The organism is Deinococcus sp. QL22 (assembly GCF_023370075.1).
Taxonomy (GTDB): Bacteria; Deinococcota; Deinococci; order Deinococcales; family Deinococcaceae; genus Deinococcus.
In genome coordinates this window covers 440,766-463,704 of the sequence record NZ_CP097150.1, presented here as the reverse complement: position 1 = coordinate 463,704, position 22,939 = coordinate 440,766, and the positions used below count along the sequence as shown (strand labels likewise).

At 61.2% G+C, this 22,939-nt stretch carries 26 protein-coding genes; 15 read left to right on the top strand and 11 right to left on the bottom strand.

What is annotated here, in order from left to right; genetic code table 11:
- Positions 1 to 108: 108 nt before the first annotated feature.
- Complete coding sequence (locus tag M1R55_RS18350; protein WP_249394373.1) at positions 109 to 468, bottom strand: hypothetical protein; 360 nt, start codon at positions 466 to 468, stop codon at positions 109 to 111.
- 512 nt (positions 469 to 980) lie between these two features.
- On the opposite strand from M1R55_RS18350, the gene M1R55_RS18345 reads away from it, so the two are divergent.
- The 3 genes from M1R55_RS18345 (at position 981) to M1R55_RS18335 (ending at position 3,356) form a co-directional block, all read left to right on the top strand.
- The gene (locus tag M1R55_RS18345; protein WP_249394372.1) at positions 981 to 1,670 is read left to right on the top strand and encodes a DUF4396 domain-containing protein; all 690 of its coding nucleotides are present in this window, start codon (positions 981 to 983) and stop codon (positions 1,668 to 1,670) included.
- 438 nt (positions 1,671 to 2,108) lie between these two features.
- Positions 2,109 to 3,116, top strand: coding sequence for a sulfite exporter TauE/SafE family protein (locus tag M1R55_RS18340; protein WP_249394371.1), 1,008 nt, complete (start codon positions 2,109 to 2,111; stop codon positions 3,114 to 3,116).
- 15 nt (positions 3,117 to 3,131) lie between these two features.
- Positions 3,132 to 3,356: a heavy-metal-associated domain-containing protein gene (locus M1R55_RS18335; protein ID WP_249394370.1), complete on the top strand. Its 225-nt coding sequence runs from the start codon at positions 3,132 to 3,134 to the stop codon at positions 3,354 to 3,356.
- Between the two features lie 54 nt (positions 3,357 to 3,410).
- Here the strand turns inward: M1R55_RS18335 and M1R55_RS18330 are convergent, their stop codons facing one another.
- The 5 genes from M1R55_RS18330 to M1R55_RS18310 form a co-directional block, all read right to left on the bottom strand.
- Positions 3,411 to 4,466, bottom strand: coding sequence for a cell wall metabolism sensor histidine kinase WalK (locus M1R55_RS18330; RefSeq protein ID WP_249394369.1), 1,056 nt, complete (start codon positions 4,464 to 4,466; stop codon positions 3,411 to 3,413).
- 58 nt (positions 4,467 to 4,524) lie between these two features.
- Positions 4,525 to 5,205 (bottom strand): response regulator transcription factor, encoded by a 681-nt coding sequence (locus M1R55_RS18325; RefSeq protein WP_249394368.1) that lies wholly within the window; start codon positions 5,203 to 5,205, stop codon positions 4,525 to 4,527.
- 689 nt (positions 5,206 to 5,894) lie between these two features.
- The gene (gene merB / locus M1R55_RS18320) at positions 5,895 to 6,416 is read right to left on the bottom strand and encodes an organomercurial lyase (protein ID WP_249394367.1); all 522 of its coding nucleotides are present in this window, start codon (positions 6,414 to 6,416) and stop codon (positions 5,895 to 5,897) included.
- On the bottom strand, positions 6,409 to 6,876 hold the full coding sequence (locus M1R55_RS18315; protein ID WP_249394366.1) for a (2Fe-2S)-binding protein: 468 nt from the start codon (positions 6,874 to 6,876) through the stop codon (positions 6,409 to 6,411). The genes merB and M1R55_RS18315 overlap by 8 nt, the downstream gene beginning before the upstream one ends.
- Before the next feature lie 34 nt (positions 6,877 to 6,910).
- Positions 6,911 to 7,330 (bottom strand): MerR family transcriptional regulator, encoded by a 420-nt coding sequence (locus M1R55_RS18310; protein WP_249394365.1) that lies wholly within the window; start codon positions 7,328 to 7,330, stop codon positions 6,911 to 6,913.
- Between the two features lie 39 nt (positions 7,331 to 7,369).
- Here M1R55_RS18310 and M1R55_RS18305 point away from each other — a divergent pair, with 39 nt between their 5' ends.
- Positions 7,370 to 7,558, top strand: coding sequence for a hypothetical protein (locus M1R55_RS18305; protein WP_249394364.1), 189 nt, complete (start codon positions 7,370 to 7,372; stop codon positions 7,556 to 7,558).
- Positions 7,559 to 7,565: 7 nt separating this feature from the next.
- Here the strand turns inward: M1R55_RS18305 and M1R55_RS18300 are convergent, their stop codons facing one another.
- Positions 7,566 to 9,329, bottom strand: coding sequence for a WD40 repeat domain-containing protein (locus tag M1R55_RS18300; RefSeq protein WP_249394363.1), 1,764 nt, complete (start codon positions 9,327 to 9,329; stop codon positions 7,566 to 7,568).
- Between the two features lie 408 nt (positions 9,330 to 9,737).
- On the opposite strand from M1R55_RS18300, the gene M1R55_RS18295 reads away from it, so the two are divergent.
- The 7 genes from M1R55_RS18295 (at position 9,738) to M1R55_RS18265 (ending at position 15,447) form a co-directional block, all read left to right on the top strand.
- On the top strand, positions 9,738 to 10,085 hold the full coding sequence (locus M1R55_RS18295) for a hypothetical protein (protein ID WP_249394362.1): 348 nt from the start codon (positions 9,738 to 9,740) through the stop codon (positions 10,083 to 10,085).
- A gap of 686 nt (positions 10,086 to 10,771) precedes the next feature.
- Positions 10,772 to 12,112, top strand: a complete 1,341-nt coding sequence (locus M1R55_RS18290) for a GAF domain-containing protein (RefSeq protein ID WP_249394361.1) — start codon at positions 10,772 to 10,774, stop codon at positions 12,110 to 12,112.
- A gap of 90 nt (positions 12,113 to 12,202) precedes the next feature.
- Positions 12,203 to 13,066: an ATP-binding protein gene (locus M1R55_RS18285; RefSeq protein ID WP_249394360.1), complete on the top strand. Its 864-nt coding sequence runs from the start codon at positions 12,203 to 12,205 to the stop codon at positions 13,064 to 13,066.
- A 166-nt stretch (positions 13,067 to 13,232) separates the two neighbouring features.
- Positions 13,233 to 13,415 carry a hypothetical protein gene (locus M1R55_RS18280; protein WP_249394359.1) on the top strand — a complete coding sequence of 61 codons (183 nt, stop codon included), beginning with the start codon at positions 13,233 to 13,235 and terminating at the stop codon, positions 13,413 to 13,415.
- Between the two features lie 116 nt (positions 13,416 to 13,531).
- Positions 13,532 to 14,416 (top strand): alpha/beta fold hydrolase, encoded by an 885-nt coding sequence (locus M1R55_RS18275; protein WP_249394358.1) that lies wholly within the window; start codon positions 13,532 to 13,534, stop codon positions 14,414 to 14,416.
- Between the two features lie 11 nt (positions 14,417 to 14,427).
- Positions 14,428 to 14,721: a sigma factor gene (locus tag M1R55_RS18270; protein WP_249394357.1), complete on the top strand. Its 294-nt coding sequence runs from the start codon at positions 14,428 to 14,430 to the stop codon at positions 14,719 to 14,721.
- Between the two features lie 141 nt (positions 14,722 to 14,862).
- Positions 14,863 to 15,447, top strand: a complete 585-nt coding sequence (locus tag M1R55_RS18265; protein WP_249394356.1) for a DUF4142 domain-containing protein — start codon at positions 14,863 to 14,865, stop codon at positions 15,445 to 15,447.
- A 505-nt stretch (positions 15,448 to 15,952) separates the two neighbouring features.
- Here M1R55_RS18265 and M1R55_RS18260 read toward each other — a convergent pair.
- A complete protein-coding gene (locus M1R55_RS18260) occupies positions 15,953 to 16,153 on the bottom strand; it encodes a hypothetical protein (protein ID WP_249394355.1) in 201 nt (66 codons plus the stop codon).
- 130 nt (positions 16,154 to 16,283) lie between these two features.
- A complete protein-coding gene (locus tag M1R55_RS18255) occupies positions 16,284 to 17,723 on the bottom strand; it encodes a hypothetical protein (protein ID WP_249394354.1) in 1,440 nt (479 codons plus the stop codon).
- 952 nt (positions 17,724 to 18,675) lie between these two features.
- Here M1R55_RS18255 and M1R55_RS18250 point away from each other — a divergent pair.
- Positions 18,676 to 19,365 carry a LexA family transcriptional regulator gene (locus tag M1R55_RS18250; RefSeq protein WP_249394353.1) on the top strand — a complete coding sequence of 230 codons (690 nt, stop codon included), beginning with the start codon at positions 18,676 to 18,678 and terminating at the stop codon, positions 19,363 to 19,365.
- Between the two features lie 300 nt (positions 19,366 to 19,665).
- Here the strand turns inward: M1R55_RS18250 and M1R55_RS18245 are convergent, their stop codons facing one another.
- Positions 19,666 to 20,298: a hypothetical protein gene (locus M1R55_RS18245; protein WP_249394352.1), complete on the bottom strand. Its 633-nt coding sequence runs from the start codon at positions 20,296 to 20,298 to the stop codon at positions 19,666 to 19,668.
- A 392-nt stretch (positions 20,299 to 20,690) separates the two neighbouring features.
- On the opposite strand from M1R55_RS18245, the gene M1R55_RS18240 reads away from it, so the two are divergent.
- Positions 20,691 to 21,284 carry a restriction endonuclease gene (locus M1R55_RS18240; protein ID WP_249394351.1) on the top strand — a complete coding sequence of 198 codons (594 nt, stop codon included), beginning with the start codon at positions 20,691 to 20,693 and terminating at the stop codon, positions 21,282 to 21,284.
- 148 nt (positions 21,285 to 21,432) lie between these two features.
- On the opposite strand, the gene M1R55_RS18235 is transcribed toward M1R55_RS18240, so the two are convergent.
- Positions 21,433 to 22,230, bottom strand: a complete 798-nt coding sequence (locus tag M1R55_RS18235; protein WP_249394350.1) for a hypothetical protein — start codon at positions 22,228 to 22,230, stop codon at positions 21,433 to 21,435.
- A gap of 258 nt (positions 22,231 to 22,488) precedes the next feature.
- On the opposite strand from M1R55_RS18235, the gene M1R55_RS18230 reads away from it, so the two are divergent.
- Positions 22,489 to 22,677, top strand: coding sequence for a hypothetical protein (locus M1R55_RS18230; RefSeq protein WP_249394349.1), 189 nt, complete (start codon positions 22,489 to 22,491; stop codon positions 22,675 to 22,677).
- 46 nt (positions 22,678 to 22,723) lie between these two features.
- The gene (locus tag M1R55_RS31780) at positions 22,724 to 22,855 is read left to right on the top strand and encodes a hypothetical protein (RefSeq protein ID WP_256566015.1); all 132 of its coding nucleotides are present in this window, start codon (positions 22,724 to 22,726) and stop codon (positions 22,853 to 22,855) included.
- Positions 22,856 to 22,939: the final 84 nt, after the last annotated feature.

Genomic DNA, 22,939 nt, shown 5'->3' with positions numbered 1-22,939 from the left:
GGCCATTCCATCAAGGAACGGCCCGCCTCTTGTGGCAGATTGGCTTGATGAAGCCGCCCTCGTCGGCCTTGGGTGCGAGACACATGATGTTCAGCACGGGGCAGGAGATCAAGCCTCCAGCGGGTTGGATTGAGCCGCGAACGACGCTGCGCGTCTGTCAGCCTTAGTTGAGTTGGATGCTCTGTCTGAGAGCGGAGCGCGCTGCAAGAGTTGAAATCGGCGCTGGGCCATCCCGGTGACCCACACCCGTGCGGGCAAACCGGAACGAGGCCAGCTCAGAGCATGGGTGGCCAGATCTCGCACCACCGCTTCAACGGCTTCTTCCTGGTCGGCGACTTGAGCGCGCTCCGCGAGGGCGAACAGCAGGGGGGCGAACGCCTGAAGGCAGGTGTGGAGGGCGTGAGGCTCCGCTCGTCCCAAACCCTGCAAGGCGGCCTCAACTGCCGGGGCAGGAGGAGATGAGTGCATGTCTACAGTGTAGGAGACGGGGGATTCTTCCAGGCGAGCTCATCTTTGGCAAGGGCTCATTCATTGGGGAGAACGTTGGAATGTTCTCATTTTTGGCCCTTTGATGCTTTCATTTTTAGTGTTTAACACGCTCCTTACTTGCCCGCCACACCCTGTGCCTGAGCGAAAGGAAAACCCAGAGATAACATTCTGGCCTCCCGCAAAAGGCGGCCACCAGATCAGTGCAAAAGAGGCTGGTGATCAGACAGGCGCTCAGGGCAGTTGACGCTGATGTGAACTCACCCGAGCGGGGCCGAGCTTTCGCCCAGATCGATCCCCACAGCCGACGAGAGGCACTCTGCCCCGGGTTGACCAGTTGCTTTTATCGAAACTGAACATTTGGCCGTTACTGTTCGTTTCAAGGAGAACACCAAGTACTCAAGGTGAGTGTGTTCCTAGGTAAGCACGCCTGAGGCGTGCCTCCTGCCCGTCAATTGACCTGAAGCCAACCCAACAACAAGTGAGGAACACGAATGGATATGGACATGGACATGATGAACACGTCACCCGCGTGGTGGACGCCCGCCGCCTGGATTTACTTGCTTGCCTGCGTGATTTCTGCGGCCCTACTCTCGTACGAGATTTACGGCCGCCGGCAGCCTCAGCAGGTTCCCGCCATGAAGCCCGTGTGGCCGATCAGCGCCCTGTTTCTGGGCCCACTCACGCTCCTGCTGTATGCCCGCTGGGGCCGCGCTCACCGCCAGAACGACACGGCCCCGCGCCCTGCCAAAATGACCTGGCTCCTGATGGCCCTGCTGCCAGGGGCCGCCGCCTCGACGGTCGCCCATCTGATCGGCGTGCCCTTGGTCTTTGGCGCTGGCTGGACCATCGCCGGCGAGGCCTTGTGGGCGGTGGCGTTGTTTATTCTGATTCTCGCGACAGTGATGCTGTTCGTGTTTGAAGCAGCGGCGGCCGCTGGTCAGCGCGTGAGTCGTCCCGTGGGGTTGTTCCTGGGAGCCTTCATGACGGTGCTGGCCTTTGATGTCGGCATGGTGGGCTGGATGCTGTACTTGCACAGCGGCGGCTTAATGCAGCCCATCACACACGTGGTGTTCACCGCGCAGATGCAGATTGGCATGTTGCTGGGCATGCTCACGGCCCTTCCCATCGCCGGGTGGCTCACCCCGAAATCTGTGATGGCGGGCGCCAGCACCCCGACCTGATCCCCTCTTTCTCATCTGCACACCGCTGACTCTCGTGAAACGACGAGCACAACAGGCGCGGCCCTTTTGCCGGGCAGCGCCTGTTGTGCCTCATACCGCGTCAACCTGAGAAGATCTCTCAAGGGCGACCCCCACTTCCTGTGCGGCATCCACGCAGCTTGATTCGGTTCTTCTCTGCCGCCCGTGGGCGCCTCACCTTCCGCACCGCTGGACGGACACCCCTGTATCTTTATCGAAGCTGAACATGCGGCTGACAAAATAAGCCCATGCAGCGAACCCGCTCCTCCTCTCGATCCCCTTCGGCGCAGAGCAACTTCGGTCGTGCCGTGCTCCGTTTAGGTGATCCACATTCCCGTCGCCCGCGCTTACATCCGTTCGTCCCCCACAGGCTGCCCGTCGCGGCTTCTCCTTCGTTTCTTTCATTCTCCTGGAGTTCATGTGATTGATCTTGTGGTGCCCTTCGTCACCGGGCTGACGGCCGGTGGCCTAAGTTGCCTGGCCGTGCAAGGTGGCCTGCTCACCACCTCCATGGCGCAGCGTGTGGAGCAAGACCAGCGGGAGTCAGGCCCGCACCGGGTGACCGCCGAACCGATCGTGCTGTTCCTGGTAGCCAAATTACTGGCCTATACCCTGCTCGGCGCCTTGCTGGGCGCCCTGGGTTCGTTTCTCGCGCTGACGCCCCTGATGCAGGGGGCGCTGCAGTTCGCCGCAGGCGTGTTCATGATCGGCAACGCCCTGCGGCTACTGAATGTCCACCCCATCTTCCGGTACTTCGCGCTCGAGCCTCCCAAAGGGGTGACGCGCTTCATCCGCCGGCGCTCAAAACGTCCAGGGGACGCGGCGACACCAGCCTTCCTTGGGGCACTGACGGTGCTGATCCCCTGTGGGGTAACGCAGACCATGATGGCGCTCGCCATTGCCACAGGAGACGCGTGGAGCGGAGCAGCGGTGATGTTCGCCTTTACACTCGGCGCATCGCCCCTGTTTTTTACCCTGGCATACCTCGCGACGCGGCTCGGACAGCGGCTGGAGCGTGTCTTCTTGCAACTGGTGGCAGGCGTGTCGCTGGTACTCGGTGTGTCTGCCCTGATGGGAGCGCTGACCCTGCTCGGCGTTGGCACTCCAAATTCCCTTCAGGCGAACGCGGCGGTCACCCCCACGGCGACTCCACGTGGGCCTGCCACGGACACCCTCGAAGTTCAGGTGGTCGATCGCGGATACGTTCCAGGGGTGCTATACGCCAAGGCAGGCGTTCCCGTGACCCTCACGCTCGTTACCCAGAACTCCGCCGGGTGCGCGCGGGCGTTTACCATTCCCCGACTGGGCGTCCGGGAGATCTTGCCGGAAACAGGACGCGTGGTCGTTCACTTGCCGCCACAACGTCCTGGCACCCTGCCCTTCGCCTGCTCGATGGGGATGTACGGGGGCCAGATTCAATTTCAGTAGGGCCAGGAGCGCGACATGGAACGCATTGAGTTTAAAGTCTCAGAGATGAGCTGCACCGCCTGCGTGATGACCTTGGAGGGGCTTGAGGAGGATCTCCGGGGCGTCCAGCGGGTGAACGCCGATTACCGGCGCCAACGCGTGACGGTCGAGTACGACGGCACACACATCACCGCAAGTGAGATTGCCGCTGCGATCCAGGCGTTGGGGTACCAACCGCTGCCTTGGCCCTCCCCACCTTGAGAGGTCAGCCATGCGTTCAGGTGACCTAGAGCTCGATGGCGCTCCAGATTCTCGCTAGGTCACGAGCGGCAGGCTGACGCTGAAGGACGTGCCTTGCCCCTCAGTGCTGATCACGTGAATGGCGCCTCCCATGGCTTCCATCAGGTGCTGGGACACGGTTAAGCCCACCCCGGCTCCCACACTTTCGGTGGCGTCGCGAGCGCGCGACGAATCAGCGCGGTAAAAACGTTCAAACACGTGAGGCAAGTCTCTCGGCGCGATGCCTTCCCCCGTGTCCCGAACCTCGACCCGTCCTGCCTTTCCATGACGGCCTACCCACACCGTGACCCCGCCCTGATGCGTGTGGCGGAGCGCGTTGGACAGCAGGTTGACCAGCACCTGCGTCAAGCGGTCAGGATCAGCAGACACCTGGACGTCCTGGGCCACCTCTAGCGTGAGCGTCAGGGCCTTGCTCACGAACGGCCGCTCGAACTGGGCGCACGCGGTGCGCGCCTGAGCGGCCAGGGAGACGGGAACCAGGGTCACGGGAATCACCCGCGCCTCGGCTTGTGTGACGAGCGACAAATCCTGGGTGAGTCGCTCCAGGCGCCGAATCTCCCGGAGGATGTCCGGCCCGGCGTCTTCAATCTGGAACACACCGTCCAGTAACCCCTCGGTCAGCCCCCGCATGCCCGTCAGGGGGGTGCGCAATTCGTGCGCGACGGTGCCGATCAGCTCCCGGCGGCGCGTCTCGGTCGCTTCGAGGGCTTCGGCCATCCGGTTGAAACTGCTGGTGAGTTCTCCCAGCTCATCCTGGCCCAATTCCGGCAGACGCTCCGCGTAATGGCCAGCGGCAATGCGCGTGCTGGCATGGCTCACGCGCTGCACAGACCGCAGGATCTGGCGACTGACGAACGCGCTGACGATCAACGCCACGACGAGCGTGACGGTACCCGCGACAATCAACGCGCTTCCGAAGGCTCCGGTAAAGCCTTGGGATAGTTGCCGGCGCATCGCGGGAATGTCAGTGATCCCGAACATCTGCACCATTTCGTCAATGTGCCCCCTGTAGAACAGGGGCGCCGTCCACTCCGCGATGACGATCATGGTCGTGGCAGCGAGCGTGATCACGGCGAGGTAGGAGACCAGCAGTTTCGCGCGCAGGCCCCAGCCAACACCTCGCCCGGAGTTACTCCGCGCGGCCAAAGCGGTAGCCCACCCCCCGCACGGCCTGAATGAACCGGGGCGACTGCCCGGATTCCCCGAGGTGTCGCCGGAGACTCACCATATGAACGTCCACCACACGGTCAACGCCCGGAAAGTCTTCGCCCCACACGCGGGTGATCAGCTCGTTGCGCGTGAAAACCCGTCCAGGCGCTTTGGCCAGTTCGTGCAACAGGTCAAATTCCAGCGCGCTCAACTCGAGGGGCTGCCCGGCCAGACTGACCCTGCGGGTGACCGGATCGATTCGCAAGTCGCCGTAGACCACCGGTAACGGAGCGGCTTCGCCGGCCGTGCGGCGCAGGATGGCCTTGATCCTGGCCACCAATTCCCGGGGGCTGAACGGTTTCACGACGTAATCGTCCGCACCGAGTTCCAAGCCAAGAACCCGGTCGAATTCTTCTCCCCGGGCAGTGAGCAAGATGACCGGCACGTTCGACGAGGCCCGGAGGCGCTTACAGACCTCTAGGCCGTTCATCCGGGGCAGCATGACGTCGAGCACCACGAGCGCCAGCCCGCCGGCTTCGGCCTGACGGAGACCGTCCAGGCCGTCTGCGGCAGTCTGAACCCGAAATCCTTCGCGTTCCAGGTACGCCGCAGCGACTTTGCGCACGCTGGGTTCGTCGTCCACCACCAACACTGTGTTCATGAATGTCAGGAGTATTTCAGAAGAGGTCACTGGTGTGCGGCGGCCTGATCAGCACGAGACGCCAACTTGCCGAGCAGTAATCAGCAGGCCTGTCCCCAATACTAGACCCCATGTTTCGTGGAGGCCGAACGCTGGGGCCAGCATCCCCGTCACAGTGATCCAGGAAGTCAGGTTTCACCAGCTTATGCCGATGCTGCACACGTGAACAGCTGCATTTCATCGCGAACGCCTTCCACGGCGGAGGCTCCTGATCGCTTAGGCACAGCGATCTGATCGGCTCGTGGAGACCAGCACCAGCCGCCGTCATGCAACACGAACAAGTCGCTGTGGGTGCTGAGAGATTGCTTGGGATCACACCTGCAAGAGAGTTGTCCGACCCCGAGGGCGAGGATTATGGCTTCACCCTCGGGGTCGGACACATAGAGGGTGCCTCCATCACCTCAGTGAGGACAGCCTCCCGGCGCCTTCTCCTTCGAGCTCGCGCATGGCTACACATTAATTTTTGTCAGGCTCCTGGGGTGTATAGAGAGATATGAGCGCACCTTCAGCTCAGACCATCCCGATCCTTCCGATTTGACAACCACCCTAGGAGTACGGCTGCCGCCCACAGCGGCCTGTCCGACAAGCAGATACCAGGGGCGCAGGCACTGCCAAACAGCAAGGAAGCGCAGAGATTTGGGCTGGCTTCTTTAGCAGCATCGGACACCTGCTGTCCCGTTTAGGGTGTGCAGGTGGGTGAGCCGATCAATGAGGGTGTGGGCGAGCTGGAAGGCGTTCTGGAGGGTCACAGGAGTGGTCGGGACGGGCGCGGTAGCGCTCCAGACCTGATAGCTCTTTATGCCAGAGAACACGAGTGTGTACGGACAGAAACTTCGGTGGACGTCAGCACTCGTCTGAGTTTCTGGCTGTGTGGGGAGGGCCATGAGGGCTTCTGTGGGGGCTTGCAGCTGACCGCTGCGGACGGCGAGCTTGAGGGACTGGGTTTGGCCTGGAGGTGTGGTTTCAATGTCGATGTTCTCGTCAAGAATCCAGGCTGCGAGGAAAGTGTCCAGCGCACAGCGGGTGTAGATGCGAACACCGTTCTGGGTCTGGATCACGTGCGGTGTGGGCGTGAACATCACGAAGTCGCGCAGCATCGCTTCTGGCATTTGGCCTTCATAGCAGTCCAGAAGTGCCCTGAGGTGCGCGGGAACAGCCGAGGTATCAGGCATGGCGGGCATCCCGGAGGACAGTCAGGGTTCGGTTGACGTTCCCGAGGCAGCAGCTTCCCTGGGGATTGTTTACTTCGCATCCGCAGCGGCCTGCCCGGATGTGCGCCTGAATGGACTGGGGAATGGCCTGGGCCTGGCCTTCCCGGTGCGCCTGCTCAAGACCGGCGCGCGTGTGGCCGAAGCAGTAGCAGACCGGGGTCGTGCCACGCTCGTCTTTCTGAAAAACGGGTACTTTCACATCCGCCTGACCGTAAGTCGCTGTGGAACTGAAATACACCACTTCACAGGCCACGTCTGCGCAGAAGCGGTAGGTCTCAGCGGGATCAAGGGTGGCCAAGGCCGCGGGAGTCAGCAGGGCCTTGAGGGTGACCAGCGGCACGGACTTTCCAGAGCAGGCACACGTCGGACAGCTGGCTTGGGTCGAGCTGGGCTGGGGGGCACAGCAGTCGGAAAGGGTCATCGTTGCAGGCTACCGTCTCCCCTTAGGGGGAGAGTCAAGCGGCCGGGGGCACGTCCAGGTACACACACCCTGCTGAATCGCAGGCTGGGTTCGGATGGTCGTCCGCCCAGGCCACCTTGGCTTGCAACAGCGCTTCAAACTCCTGGAGCTGAGCAATCTGCGTGCGCACGGTGTTGAGGTGTGCGCCGAGTTCAGCCTTGACGTGCGCGCAGGGTTTTTGCCCATCCTGACGCGAGGCAAGAATCCGCTGAATGTCGTCCAGGGCGAACCCGGCAGCTTGTGCGGAACGGATAAAACGAACTTGCCCGGCTGCTTCAGGGGGATAATGCCGGTAGCCACTGGCGCGGCGCTCCACGGTGAGGAGGCCGAAGTCCGTCCAGTAGCGCAACGCCTTGACGCTCTCACCCGTTAAGGCAGCCAGTTGGCCGATGGGCATGTCAGCGATGTTCGTCATGCAGTGAGCCTGAAGGGATTGGCGTCATGAGATGGTGACTTGGACGGCCAATTCGTGATGGAGAAGGCAGTGGCAATCTTGGTTTTAAAAATGGGGAAGTCGGGAGAGCTTCTTGCTGATGTGCCTTTGCAATGTAAGAAGCTGTGCATCGGACGCGCCATCCTCAATGAGCAGCTTTCTATGCAGCTCCTGCTGGCCCAGAACCTCTCAAGGGCGCAGCTTCGGTGACGTGCAATCAGCGCCCGAGCTTCCACACGCGCACCGTGCCCTCGACGCCCAGTGTCACGAGCTGTCCGCCCGCCGTAAACGCCAGGGAGTCCGCCCACCCCCCATTGCCAGACAGGGTCTGCATGACGCGTCCCGACGCCACATCGTGAACGACCACCGTGCCGTCGTACCGCGCAATCACCAGACGCGTCCCATCAGGGGTGAACCGTCCTGCACGGGTCTGCCCAGGAGCGATCCACAGCACCTTACTACTCGTCACGTCCGTCAGTTCTACCCTGTCCGCCTGGAGCCAGGCGGCGCGCGTTCCGTCCGGAGACAGCCGCGCCGGGATGCCCACCTCAGACAGAAGCTTCACGCGCGCCTGTTCACCGCTCAGGGTGATGAGATCGGTGGTCGAGCCTTCCATCCCCACGTAACCAGCGAGGAGTCGATCTCCTCCGGCATTGAGCGAGAGCCAATCGTAGGGCATCGGTTGGCGCAGCGCCCATTTTTGTGGCGTCCAGGACGCGCCCTGAAAGCGGTACAAAGCGTTTTTCGTCAGAGCCACTACGGTGCTTCCCTGGCTTGCGGCAACAGTCACGTTCTTCAGGAGCAGGCGAGGGTCGCCCCCCTTCAGGTTCCACAGCAGCAGGCGTCCTGCTTCGAGGGTCAACAGTTCCTTGTTCGTCGCGCTGACCGGCAGGGCCGCCCCACCCCGGCCATAGGTTCCCGTCACCTGCCCCGTGGTGAGATTCACGCCCACCACCGCTCCCTCGTCGAGATTCACGAAAGCATGCTGTCCTGCCGTGACCACTGCCCCCTGATTCTGTCTGAAGATCGTCAGCTTCACCGCCTGAGCCTGTCTAGTCTTGACTTCGACCCGGAACAGGCCCTGGGGGACGGCCACCCAGAGGCGCTGGCCGTCCGCAGACCAGGCCGCCTGACGCCACCCGAAGTTCACGGCGCTGATCGCGGGTGAGAGCGGCTGCGGGTTCAAAGTCCCCACGCGCTCCTGGAGGGCCAGTTGTGGGTCTCTCTCCTTGTCGCCTACCGCCAACAGCAGCGTTCGGGCACCCGCGGACAGGGCCATGACGTCCGCCTCACCGATGGCGAGCTGGGTCACGAGAGAAGTCTGCAAGTCTACCAGTTGCCAACCGCCTCCTGCCCTCACCGCCACGAACCTGCTGTCCGCCGAGAAGACGGGCTGTCCAGACGCGGCGCTGAGCGTCTTCCGTGCGCCGGTTGCAGCGTCGTGCAGGTGCAGCTTGCCGTCCTGCACAACCACAAAGGTGCTTCCGTCCGGGGCCACCTCTGCATCCTCTCCACGGGCGAGGACGACGGGCGCTGCTTCTCCACGGGCGAGCACAGCGGAGACCGTTCCCTCATTGACGCTCAGCAGGTGGCCCGTGCGGCTGAGGCTGAATTTGAACTGGTAACGCAAGTACGCGTGACGGCCCACGACCTCACCCGTCGCGACATTCCATACCCGAATCGTGTCGGGAACTCCCGAGCAGTTGGCCGCGGCGAGTAGGCCGTCCGGTGAGAACATGACCGCCTGTGAGAGACAGTCTTCCGCTGCGAGTGCCCGCATGAGCCGGCCAGTTCCCGGGTCACGCAGCAGACGCCGGGCCCCGCCGCTGAGCAACAGCGTTCCGTCCGGGGACAGGGCCACCGAGGAGGTGCGGCCTTCACCCACCACGAGGTGTGGGGGTGGGAGCTGTGGAATGGACGCCGCATCCACTGGGGACGCGATCAATACAGAACACAGCACAGCGTGTGCGAAGGAACGCATGCCCCTATCGTACTGGCACTGTTGCGCTGGGAACGCTGCATTTTCTGAGTGGAGATAGCCTGTTCTCCAATCCTTTGACGACGTTCATCGGTTGTGTGGCCTGCACGAGGCTCAGTGTCAGTGACCGCCGCCACCCCTACTTCTTTCGGCCACTTCAAGGCGAGACTTCACCGCAACGGCTGTTGTCTTGTGAACGGGTGCTTGCGCACCAACGGCACCCGCGTGAGCGGCTTCGCCCTTGGAAGATCTGTTGTCCGGGTTGCCTTGGGCGAGGCCTAGGGTGGCCGAACACCGGGTGCTGCAGCGTGACCTGGCCGCAATGTCCTCAGCATTCGCCTATCCCCTGTCCACTGAGGGATACTGTGTGCCTGCCTGAGCTCGTGCTGAAGCCAGCGGAAGAGTGCTTGCATGCCCAAAGGGAAAATCCCCACCTACTACCAGACCCATCCCCCTGACCTCGCCACCATTGAAGCCTTGAGACTTGCAGGCTTGCAATCGGCCGATGGTCAACGCGTCGCTGCCGTGTTCAAGCTCCGCACGGGCGACCGCGAACACCTCAGCGGCATCTACCGGCGAGCAGACGCCGTGCCGCTGCAGGTCAAGAAAAACACGTCAGCCTGTTCACGTGATGTCTGGAAGAGTCCCAGACCACTAGCAAGACGACCTGTGCCAAGACCAAGCGAAAAGCGGCCGCCGCCAAGCCTGACAGCCACGGCTTCAAGCGCCAGAGCGGACGGTTTTAAGTCAATGTCGTGATGACTTTTAGGAGGCGAGAGCGGAGGAGGTCGTCCAACCCATTGACGTCTTCTGCAGGAACCTCGCAACCTGTTATACAATGCATTGAATGATGCATACAGCGGCTGGGAGGCGGTTAAGCAGATACCGATGCATAATCTCGACGGCGAACGAATTCCACACTAACTTAGAAAAATCAAAGGCAATCCTCCGGGGTCGCCTTTTTCATTGTCTTTCTCCTTGCAGGTGCTCTTCCAGAGACATCCCTGAGGGCGGCTCCTGAAGTGCCTGCATCGGCCCAAAGAACACGAAAGTCTCAGCACCTAAACCTTGGCCCTGAAGTGCTCAACGTGGAAGAGTTTCTTGTCCAGTTCGTTGGTCAGGGCAATGATCAACGGCTCACAATTGGCTTTGTTTTCTCTGCGCGCTTCCGGCGTATCTCTGCCCGCATCACTTCAAGCTCCGTTTGTCGCGAAGCGACTCCAATCATCCAGGCCTGAGCCTCTAAGTGTAAGAGTCGATAACGCTCTACACGCTCAGCCCAGTCTTTTGAATTTTTTACCAACGGCCGAGGTTCTGACTGCATAGCCCAGCCAATCACTTATCGCCCGATTTCTGATGAAGTTTTTTAAAGGTTCAGTTGATGCGGATAGCCTTGTATCTGTGGGGAACTTACTTCCTCGCTCAGCTCTACCCTAAGCTGGAGCATGTCCTTCCCTCTCGGCACGTCTGCGCAGCCCTCACTGAATGAGCGGCTGCAAGACGTGACCCATGCCCTCGCCGCGTCCACGACCGTCCACGGCGTCTTCGACATCCTGCTCACTTCCGCCTTGGAAACCGTAGACGCCGCCACTGGAGCCGTCTTGTTGGTCACCCCTGAAGGTGACCAACTGGAACTGGCCCACAGCCGCGGGTTTACCCCGGATGTCCCCACCATCTGGAAAGACGGGCCGCTGGACAGCAGTGTCCCCGCTGGCGAAGCCTTGCTCAAGCAGACTGCCCTGTTCTTTGAGCATCAAGAGGCCCTGATGCGGGCCTATCCTGATCTCCAAGAGCGGGTGGGCGCACCGCCTCCGGTAGCCACGGCGGTGCTGCCCATGTTCGAGAACCAGCAGTCCCTGGGCTTGATCGTGCTGGATTTCACGGAGCCGCATCACTTCACCCAGGAGGAGCGCTTTTTCCTGCGCACCCTGAGCACCCAGTGCGGCATCGCCTTAGGCCGCGCCCGCCTGATGGCCGACTTGCAGCAGCAAGTCGAAGAGCGCACCCAGCAGGTGGCCAGAGGAATCCACGCCCAGGACGCTTTCATCGCCTTTACCGAAGCGGTGGGCACCGAGACGGAAGTGCCCCTGCTGGCGCAGCACAGCGTCACTGTGTTAGATCAGCGCTTTCCCGGCAACACCACCGGCTACTACGAACGAGAGGGAGAGCACTGGAAGCTGCGGGTGCAGAGTGAAAATTTAGCCGAAAACCCAGAGCTGCTTGCGCAGTTACGGGCCGGTTTGCCCCTGGAGACCCCGATATTTGCCACCACGCTCCGCACCCACGCTCCTGTCTTCGTGAACGCTTGGGACGCTCAGCGGGGACAGGTGGAACACACCGACATGTACCACGCGGTGGCCACCTACCCCTTCCTACGGCAGGGCGAGGTGCAGGCGGTACTGGCGATCGGCCTCAAGGAGCAGCAGTACTGGACGCCCAGTGACCGTGCCTTGTTTCTGGCCGTGTGCCGGGGGCTGAGCCTGGCCCTTGACCGCGCAGATCAGGTGGAGCAGGTGCAGCACCGCAACCGGGCCCTGGAAGCCTTTGCACAGCTGGCCCAAGACTTTATGTTCGAAACCGAGCGCGTCCCGTTGGTGCGCCGGGCCCAGGAGATTGTGCTGTCCTTATTACCGTCTGGGTACGCGGCGTATTACGAACCTGAAGGCGAAGTCTGGCGCTGCCAGTCTCAAGTGGGAGAGTTGAGGAATGACGCACTCCAGGCCTTGGTGGACGCTGGACTTCCCGCTGAAAGCCCGACGCTCCGTCAGCCCTTCGAGACCGGTTAACCGCTTTATCAGGATGTGTACGCGCAGGGCAGCGACACGGATGCTGAGGTGGTCCAGCACATCCAGACGGTGGTGACGTTTCCTCTTCAAGTGGACCACACGACCGTAGGCGTTTTTGGGATCGGCCTGTTTCACAAGCATGCATGGACGGCCACCGACCGAGCGGTGTTGGAGACGACCATGCACAGTTTGAGCTTGGCGCTGGAACGCGCCGCGCATGCCCGAGAACTGACCGCCCAACGCGACACGCTCGACGCCCGCACCCTTTCGCTGAGTGCCGCCAACGAGGAACTGGAAGCGTTCGCCTACTCGGTCTCGCATGACTCGCGGACCCCCGTTCGGCATCTCACCAGTTTCGGTCAGCTGCTCCGCAAGGCGCTGGGCGACCGACTCGACGAAAAGTCGGCGCGGTATCTGAACATCATGGATCAAGCGGCAACCCGCATGACCACCCTGATTGACGCCATCCTGGAGCTGTCCCGCACCTCTCAGCAACCGTTGCGCTTACGGGTGGTGGATCTGGGAGCAGTTGTGGCCAGTGTTCGGGCCCTGCTCGAACCCGAAGCCGTTGACCGACAGGTGACGTGGACGGTCGGCCCCCTGCCGTTGGTCATGGGCGACTTGAGCCTGCTGCGCCAGGTGATGGAGAACCTGTTCTCTAACGCGCTGAAGTACACCTTGCCCCGCACGAAAGCGCACGTAGAAGTCTGGGCTGAAGAGGAAGGACAAGACTGGCGCATCTTCGTGCGGGACAATGGCGTTGGGTTTGATGCGCAGTACACCCACAAGCTGTTCGGGGTGTTTCAGCGGCTGCACCGCCAAGAGGAATTCGAAGGCAACGGCGTCGGACTGGCCAATGTGCGCCGGGTGATCACTCGGCACGGTGGGGTGGTGACCGCGGAGGGAGAATTGGATCAGGGCGCGACCTTCTCGTTCACGCTGCCCAAAGCCTAGACGGGGTCACGCTAGCGTTCGACCAGGATTTCCCGCTAAGACATATTCCTGTGTCCAGTTGAGATTAGACTTGCTTTGATAGGTGTCCATAAAAGCCGAAAAGAATTCCAATTGGACCCATGCTTTGTGTCCACCAGCAGCTCGTTTTGTTCAGTTGGGGTATACCTTGGCTGACGAACGGCCCTGCCAGGTCGAGTTCGAGTCGCGTTGGGCGGCCAACCCTGATGTCGCGCAGGGTCGTCGGGTAATTGTGGACTGGAGTACGCCGGGAGCGGGGGCGCCCGAGCTGCTGGCACTCCCGCTGGCTGGGCGAATTGAATTCCCTGCGTTTGCTCTGGATACGCTGTAGATCATCCCAAGGTGTGATGTACGATGTCCTTTCATCTATCACTTAAGCTGCGAAGAGTATAAATCAGCACTCCACCTCAGGTGCTTTTCCTGCCGTGGCACTGCGAAGGACACCCTATGAGACCCCGACTGCTGCTGGCCTCCCTGTCTGCTGTGATCTCCTCGACCGCACTCGCTGGCGGCGGCACCATGCCCCGGCAGGAGGGGATGCTGGACGTGAATGGGGCGCAGATCCACTACGTGTCGGTTGGTACAGGCATCCCGATGCTGCTGCTGCACGGCTATCCATTGAGCGGCGAGCTCTTCGCCCGTAACCGCGACGCTCTGGCAGCGGCCGATTACCGTGTGATCACCATCGACCACCGCGGGTACGGCCAGAGCGTGGCCCCAGCGAGTGATGCCGGCAGCCTCAAGACCTACGCCCTGGACGCCTTGGCCGTCATGGATCAATTGAATGTCCCCCAAGCGATCATCGGCGGCATGAGCATGGGCGGGCCCATCACCTTTGAAATGTGGCGCACCGCGCCGGGGCGCTTCCTGGGGATGATCCTGATCGACACGCTGGCCAATCCCGCCGGGATCGTCGAGCAGAACATCTGGAAAGGCATGGCGCAGAAGGCGAGTACCTTCGGCCCCCAGTCACTGGCGCCCGAACTGCTCAAGGACATGCTGACCGGCGACACCCGCGCACGCCGGCCAGCCGACGCCCTGTTCCTGACCGGCATTGTGAGTCAGGCCAGTGTGGCCGGAGACGTGGCAGGCGCAACCGTGCTGGCGACTCGACCGGACTCCATTCCCACCTTGAAGACCATCACAGTGCCCACGCTGATCTTGGAGGGGCTGGAAGACACCGTCTACCCGCCGGAGTTCTCGGTGAAGATGCAGCAGAACATCGCGGGCTCCAAGCTGGTGATCGTTCCTGGGGCCGCGCACGCGGCCATCTACGAGAAGGCCGGCGCCATGAACGCCGCCATCATCGCCTGGGCCAAGTCGATCCGCTGAGCGCGTTCATCATGGCGGCCGCACTTGACCCTGACTTCCTGCCCATGCCCTGGGTAGGGGGCTCGGATGCTGAGCTGCTGTGTGCGCTGGCGCTCCGGGACGAAGACGCGCTGCGGGAACTGCACCGCCGCTACGCCCCGGCAGTGTACGCCCTGGCCCATAGAACTCAGGTCGCCAATCTCGATCAGGGCGTTCAGGACGCCTTCCTGGCGATCTGGCGGCACGCGGAGTGCCACTCCCGGAGCTGCTTAGACGCCCGCACCTGGATGCTGATCCTGGCCCACCGGTCACTTCGCCCAGCATGAACGGACAGCGGCGTTCCGTCATCTCCTGCCCTGTAACCCCTTGCCTGTCCGCCTTGCTTCGTCACCCGTCTGTCAGCCGAGGCCGTGTCCTCACTCTCCCACGTCGTCCTGCATCCTGTCGGACACGTCTCAAAGGACACCATGACCAAGCGTGAATCTGCTGTTGACACCACCGATCGCCGCACCGTTCTGGGACGCCTGACCGCCGCCGGTCTAGGCCTGGGCCTGCTGGGTCTGGGTATTCCCGCGCGGGCTGGCGGCGCTGGCATGGCCATGAAAGCCGGGATGACGGAAAAGGACTTCCGCATGGGCGTGATCGGGCCAGCCACCCTCTCCAGGATGGTCAGTCAGCTGGCGGTGGAGCGGGCCACCCAGGCGAACGCCCGCGAGTTCGCCCGCTTCGAGCTGCGGGAGGCTATCGCCGTGACCACGGTGCTGAAGGAACTGAAGACCCCGGTGCCGCCGATGGACGCTAAGGCGCGGGCCACTCTGACGAAGATTGAAACGGCGGCGCCAGGACTGGACTTCGACCGGGCTTACGTCACGGCCCAGTACGAGAATCACGTCTTCCTACGTGACCTGGCCACGACGTACCTGGCCAACACCACCCCGAGCGAGCCCACCTTCCCCGAGCAGCAGGGGCGGCACCTGGCCACGCTGGCTTTGAATCAGTTCACCGAACACGTCGAGCTCACGGCCCGTATCCTGCGCGAACTGGGGAGCTGAGCTGTATCTGGAAGTCATCCCGAATCGTCATCGTCTGGAACCAGCACCTTCTCCACTTGGCCGCTGTCCCTCCAAAGCCCCTGATGACGCAGTATCAAGGGAGCCTATCTGGTCGCCCCACGCTGCTCAGCCGCGTCGCCAGAACCCCAGGTAGTCGCCGCTCGAGCGGATAATCAGCAGGTTCACGCGGGCACCTCGTGCGCACTTCCTCCCGGCTTGATGCCGAGTTCATTCCTTTGCCCACAAGGGAGGAGGGAATGACGGGAGGGTTGGGCAACAAGGGGGCATTTACACCGACTGGAGAGGCACCGTTCCCAGTTTCCTTCTGTGTCAGTTTTGGGTGTACCCCATTCTCACGCTCGTGCCGTGCGATCAACACAGCCTTTACTTGCCCAGTTGAAGTCCGTTTCACCTAAATCGGACACCTGTCAAGCCGGGTCTGAACGTCAACCTGACACTATTCCATCCTTACCGCGAATGTTGCGTTCTAACTCTTGCGTGACCCCTACCAGATGGTTCCCAGTGGCCACGCGCCGAAGTACAGCGCCAGAGGACTGCGCATCGCCACCCGGGCCTGGCGCAGATTCATCCTCGCGCCGTACTTGTCTACCAGACACCGGCGAAATTCCTTGACCCCGGCTGGATCGGCGTCCCAGTCAGGAGGGATGACCACCAGCAAGAGCAGCTTGGCGGCAGCCGCTGACATGCCCGGCAGGTGACGCAACTCCGCCGGGTGGCACCGTGATGGTCTTTCCGGACGCCCAGTCGGCGTCAGCCGCTCGCCCGCACGCCGTTCAAAACGTGTTTCCACTCTGCCTGTTGGGCGCCTCGCCGCATTATCGTGGCGAGGATCGACGTTGTGGGTAGCTGACACCGAAAGAGGAATCTGTAGTTGCCGCTCCCTGCTCCGACTGAGCCGGTGGTGCAGCAGACAACGTGCCCTTATTCGAGTTGACGGTTAGGGCGATTGACACAAGGGCGACGAGTACTGCAGCAGTCGAAATTACAACGCCAATGCGTGCCACGGCGAGCCCCTTAATTGTGGCCTGCGTGCTCTGCTCGGCCGATCGGGCGGACATCAGGCTGTTCTGAATATTGACCCCCTCCTTGACCGTGGCCGCTTGCCGACCCAGTCGCACACGGTACTGATCCACGTTGCGGATAACGCGTTTCAAGCCGTCCATGGGCAGGTCACGGCCACTCAGGCTGATCCGGGTGCTTGGCTTCAGGACCATGCCGACGCCCTGCACGTGCTCCATGGTCGCGTCGTACGGGCCATGCAGGTGTATGCGCAGGGATGGCAGCGGTCCAGTCGGCTTCCGCCCGAAGCCACGCTGTTTAAGCCCTTCCAGTGAGGTGATCCAAGTCCGCCCCGCCAGCAACACGTCGTCCACGGCGTCCAGCGTCCGCTGCATCTCACTGATTTTTCGCCAAGATTCGAGCAGCTTCGTCTGGTGCTGCTTCCGCTGATTGGGATCGTCGAGATTGAGGGGGAGGTCGTCCGGATCAACGGTTAGGCTCCCCGTCTGATTCAGGGTTGCGCTCAAGATCCGGGTCGTGAAGCGCAGGGTGAGGGTGTCTGCCAAGATCATCGGGAGGTGCTTGGTCAGGTCAGTCCCGACGTAGGTCTGAATGCTGGAACTCAGCGTGCTCTCACCGCTCATCACGAGGCCCGTGTCCGGCAGTTGATAGATAAACCCGCCATAGAGTGGACGCGACGCCGGGAGGCCATGCCAGTTCCAGCCGAGTGCCAGCCGCTCGTCGTCGAGGGTCCACGCGCTGAACTCGTCTTGGAGTGCTTGGGTCACTTGCCGCGGGAATGAGTTGAGGCGCAGGAGCGCAGGCGAGAGTTGCTGAGGGAGAGGGAGCGAGGCGAGGATATGTACGCCGTCGGTCTGAATGATCCAAGAGCCCAAGGGCATGTCTACAGGGAGGTCCGGCCATGCGACGGCTGGGAGCTGGTATTCCACCCAGTACAGAGTGCCGAAGGGGTTGCGGTCGACCTGCAGCGTGCTGCCCTTCTTCTGGGCGAAGGCTTGGAGTTCGTCCCGGTTGACGGCGACGAAGTGTTGGGGCAGAAGGTGGTCGAGGCTTCGTTCGGGGTACACGTCGGTGAAGTCACGAGTGAAGGCAGCGGCGGAAGCCGAGACGTCGGGCAGGTTCAACCACACCCCCATAGCGGGGGCTTCGTGAACGGCACTGATGTGTGCGACGTAGTACAGCGTAGCGGCCGGGGTCGACCCCGAGAAGGACTGATCATCAGGAAAATCACTCATGAACACATCTACGCAGTATGAGAACAATAAGTTCCCGACCTCTTATCCCGCTCAGTGACGTTCCCCAGCGCTTCACCGAGCAGGCCCTGTATCCAAGCATGGACCTGCTTGGATTTCTCCGGAAAGGATTCCAGCAGTCGCACGTTCTCTCTTCTGCGGGCTGGTGATAGCGATACGAATCTTTTAAAGTTCCTGCAGGGTAGCTGAGAATCCGCTGTGGTGAGGCCATCGAAGACTTAAGGCCCGGAGAAACCGTTGGTTTCTCCGGGCGTCACAGAGTGTTTGGAAGCCTAGCAGTACGAGACGTTGACCCTTTACGCGGATGACCGCTTACCAGGGATGTCTGTTCCAACTCTAGTCTGACCCCTTCTGAGCGGGGCAAAGTGAAACTCACCAAATCATCGGCCGCCGTTCAGGTGCCTGATGCTGTGGACACGGCAGTGTATGGGGCACCACACCGCTGTCCTGATTACCTCGGGGTTGAACTCATCTCTAGAGTCATATCATAGTACAACTTCCATAAAATTGGCATTGATTCATACTTGCTTGCAAGCAAGTTAGCAAATATGAGAGCTGAACCATTCGTTTTCTCGCGCTGAGTCAATGAGCGGTGGGGCATGACCATTCAAGAGCTGCCCAGTTTGCTCTCTAGCGCCAGAATCAACCCGGTGATGGTGAAGGTCTACCCCGTGGAGTACCGCCGCTCGTCCTGGGGAGCAGGGTGTGCTCCAAGATGGAGGGCAGCCGTTCAACGGTGTCTGTCCGAAAATGCGGTTGGTGAAGATCACTGAACTGTTCAGCGTCGCCCAGACAGTCACGCTGGAGAGATGCCCTCTAGTAGCTGTAATTCAGGGTTTTGGGACTGCGTCTTGAAGCAGCGTCGTCTGGTGCTGAGGGGGCGTCAACGGGCTAATCTGTACGCAAATGCGTACTTTAGTGTACGCTTCTCCGTATGGAACCACGTTCTCCTCGGGATGAGCTGGCGCGGCTGCGCGGGCCACTCAACACCTTGATTGCGACGCGCATGCAGACACTCGGTCTGCCGACGGTCAAGCAGTTTGCCGATTACGCGGAGGTGGGCCGCACCAGCATTTATGAACTGGTTCGGGGCCGCACGACCACCAACCGGGCGTGGACGAACCCCAGCATCGACACCCTCATCAAATTGGCGGTGGCCCTGGATGTGCCCACGCATGAGCTGCTGTATTTGATCGATCCGTCCGCTCCCGGTGCAGATCTGGTCACGGGGAAGCACTTGCCCCTCTATGTCGCAGGTCGTGTGGGCACGGGCCCCGAGCACCTGGCGCCGTCCGGCGAGGTCGTCTATGTGGAACAGGCCTTTGTGGTCAACCGTGAACTGATGGCGTTTCGAGTGTACGAGGACAGCATGGCCGGCGGGAAACATCCCATTTATCAAGGGGACGTCGTTATCGTAGACCGCCTCCTGCCCGGGGAACTCAATTTCCCGGTGGTGGCGCGGCTCCGCGAAGGCGGGTTTGTCGTCAAACGCCTCCGGCCCGGAGGCATCCTCGACAGTGCCAACCCGGAGGCCGATCCCCAGCAGGCCTTGATTGCACCCGATCAGGTGGCTCACGTGCTCGGGCGGGTGGTTCGGGTGATCAGCAACGTGTTGACCCCTTAAGCTTGGTCGGGCCGTTCAGTCGGACTTTAGGCGCAGGCCAGAAGCAAGAACTGACCGCCTTGAACAACGTGTTGGAGCACGATTGTAACGGGTCACTGGGAGAGCAGCACGGGCGGTCACCCACGCGATGCATGATGCTGCGATGGCTGCCGCTGACTCAGGATGAAGGGCTGGCCCGCTTGCTGGCGTTCACTCTGGAACGCTCTGCTGCTGAGCAGGCCAAGCCAGAGGTGATTTGAGTCTGAACGAACAAGCATTGATGCGACCACTGGTCTTCTTTCCGGAGGAGTGCGCAGAATTCTAGGGCACTTTAAACGGCGTCAAGCTGGCGGCTAACCCGACCGCGTAGTCTAGACCGTCACTCCCAGGGTGCGTAATGCCCGAGTGGAGATCCCAAAACTTCTTGGCGTAGATGCCAGTGGTACTGCCGTCTGGTCTCTTGTTGTCCACACTGTCACGCAGAGTAGGATCGCTGGACTGAAGATCTACGTTGTATTTCACGTTGGGCTGCGTGATGTTGTGCATATCGGTGGAACTGCCACCAAAGACGAGTGCTCTGGTACGGCACACGGCCTCGAAATCGGTGATGTTGCCAATGTTTCGACGCTCAAAATCTCCTTGATTATCCGTCTGCCAGTCGGCGCAGACGCCATCGAAATCGAACTGAATTTCAATCGGCACTTGGGGATACAGCATCGAGAACAGGTGGGCCCAGACCACGCCGTGTGAATGGGCAACAAACACCAGTTTGGAGGGGTTGGACACGCCCCGAATGGCCGTGCTGTAGATCTGGGCCACGTCATGGGTCAGCGAAATGAAGCCAGAATGCGTTTCAAGCTTGCCAGAGCTGGTGTTCGTCCGGTCTTCCAGGCTGGCGGCGTATCCCCGGGGCTGCACGCTGTAGCCCTTGGTGGCAATGGCCTCAGCGATCATGTTCAAGGTTTTTCGAGGCGCTAAGTAGTTGTAGTTGTTCTGAGTGTTGAGTGGTTGCAGGCCAGCGGGCAAGAGATTGCCGCAGGGAAGCCACGACTTATCAAACAGGCACTTTCCGGAAATACCAATCACGTAGTAATCCGGTGTCCCTGCAGGCCGCAGCGGAAGTGTCGGCGCTGGCGGCGTCACCACTGTCGGAGTTGGGGTACCACCGCAGGCCGTCAACATCGACAGGGCAGCAAGGATCGCAAGGCTGATTCTGAACACCCGGCCACTCTAGGCGCTGGGTTGTGGAGCAGATGCCGCAGATGCCACCTGCCCCCGGTGGGGGTATCTACGCTCGGCGCGGTTATGCGCCCAGAACCCTGTCCCTCACGCGCTAAGGTGCCCACATGGCCCGCCGTCGTCGTCGTCAACAACCCCTCCCTCCTCTGGCTGTGCTGCTGCTCTTTCTGGGGGGCTTGACGGTCTTGGGCTGGTACACCTTCCCAGCCCTCATGGTGGGCGTCTGGGCTCTGGGGCTCGGCGTGACCGTGTGGGTTCAGTGGCATGCTGCCACGCGTCGAAAGGCCCGCACGCTCGCCCTGCACGACTTGCACTCCCTCTCCCATCGTCAATTCGAACTCCACGTGGCTGCGGTGATTGCGGCCCTTCCCGGCTGGCAGGCAGAAGCGACGCGTGGCAGCAATGACCAGGGGGCCGACGTCATCGCCATCAGCCCCAAGCGGGCACGGGTGGCCATTCAGGTCAAGCATTACCCCACCAACACCGTGGGCAACAAGGCGGTGCAGGAGATCGTCGCCTCAAAAGCTATGTATCGCTGCAGTGAGGCCGTGGTGGTGACGAGTGGGCCGGGGTACACGCGGGCAGCCGTAGAGCTGGCGCGGGCCAATGGGGTCAAGCTGTGGGGGCCAGACGATCTGTTCCGGCTACAAACGCAAGCATTGGCGAGCCAGGCTGCACCGCGTGAATTGCTGCCTGCTTGACGTGAACAGCAGCTCAGGTCTCTTGCGAGCAAGAAGAGTTCCAGGCTGACAACATCAGATTCGCTTCCATCCCTCAGCGTCAGCGCGAGAGTCAACGACAGAGCAGAAGACCTTGAATTCATCTCCAAGGTCTTCTGCTCTATCGTTCTTAGCGGGGCAAGGTAAAGCGCACCAGATCACCCGGCCGCCGCCGAGGCAGCTGAGCCCGTTGGCTGTGCCGAATGGAACGTGAGTGAACCACCGTCGCGTCGCGCTGATACAAAAAGCTCTGCTCGTCTTGATGGGCAAATCGCGCATCATCGGGAATAAATAACACAATGCTCTCAAAGCGGGCCTTCCGACGATGCTTGAAATCAGGCGAGGCCAGCACCTCCCCATGCCATTCGGCATCGGCCCGAACCTCATGCACCCTCACCAGCAACTCTCGTGGATGAGACAACTCAGGAACCAACACCTTCTGGTACACCATCCGTGCGGCCCGAACCAGCGCAAGACGCGGATACAGTTTTTCCGGATGACGCTCTTCATACGCCTTGACCACCTCAAGGGGATCTTCCAGCAACACCGCGAGACTCTCCTGCTCAACGCCCTCAGGCGCATGACGCCAGACATCGCACAGCACCTGCGCATGAATCCCACTCCAGTTCTCCCAAGGAGTCAGGATTGACCGCACACGTCCCATCACACTGAGACCGCAGTCCCTCAGCATGATCGTCGCCTCACGTTCACTGAGTTCAACTGAGAATTTGGCCGCCCCTTTCTGAAGGACCCGCACCATCGAGCGGTGCTCCAGAGGTGCAGCGTCCGGACGCACCGCCAACACATTGGCATCTTGCAGGTCATGCAGCGCCGCCAACAGGGTATACATATGCGCGTGTTTGAACTGAGCGCTGTGCGGCTTCAGTTTGTGCAACAACACGCGCGCCATCTCTTTCCGATCCAACATGAGTCGTCTCCTTGAAGAGTAGAGGCAATGTGAATTGTGGAAGGTCCCCGTTGTCCCACTCACGCCCTCCTTCAGGATGACGAAACAGGCTTTCGTACGCGCTTTACCGTTATTTCAGGGGACGGACAGGTGCACGCAACCACCCGCAGTGTAGGCCTTGGCCTTTGTCACAAACCATGCCGCCCATCACAGACAGGCCACTTGACTCGCCAGTGCCTGATGCTGTGGGCTTCAGGTGGGGTGTGAGACAATTTCCCCATGCCTTGGAAACCTGTGGCGCTGAACAACCTTAAGAAAGGCGACACCGTCAGACTGGAGGGTGGCGCGACCATCCGAATTCGGCGGGTGATCGGTCAGCGGGGCTCCGTCCTGGACGTGATCAATGACGAGGGCTTGCCCGTCGAAATTCGCGATACAGAAGCTGTCGTACGACTGGAAGATAAGTGAAGGGATGCGCTCAGAGGACGCCATGGGTCATGTCATTCTCAAGAACATGGCCAAACTCAAGCGCACTAAACGAGAAGCCCTTCAAGCTCAGCGCGTCGCAGAAGAACAGGCCGCGCAAGCCCAAGCAGCACGTGCCACACGAGAAGCGCGGGCGCACAGCACACTGGCTCAACATTAACAGCGAGTGGAAGACGCCTCTTTACCCCATGGGTACATCAAGTACGCCCGACCGGCACAACATTCCAGAACTTAGAGCGCCGCC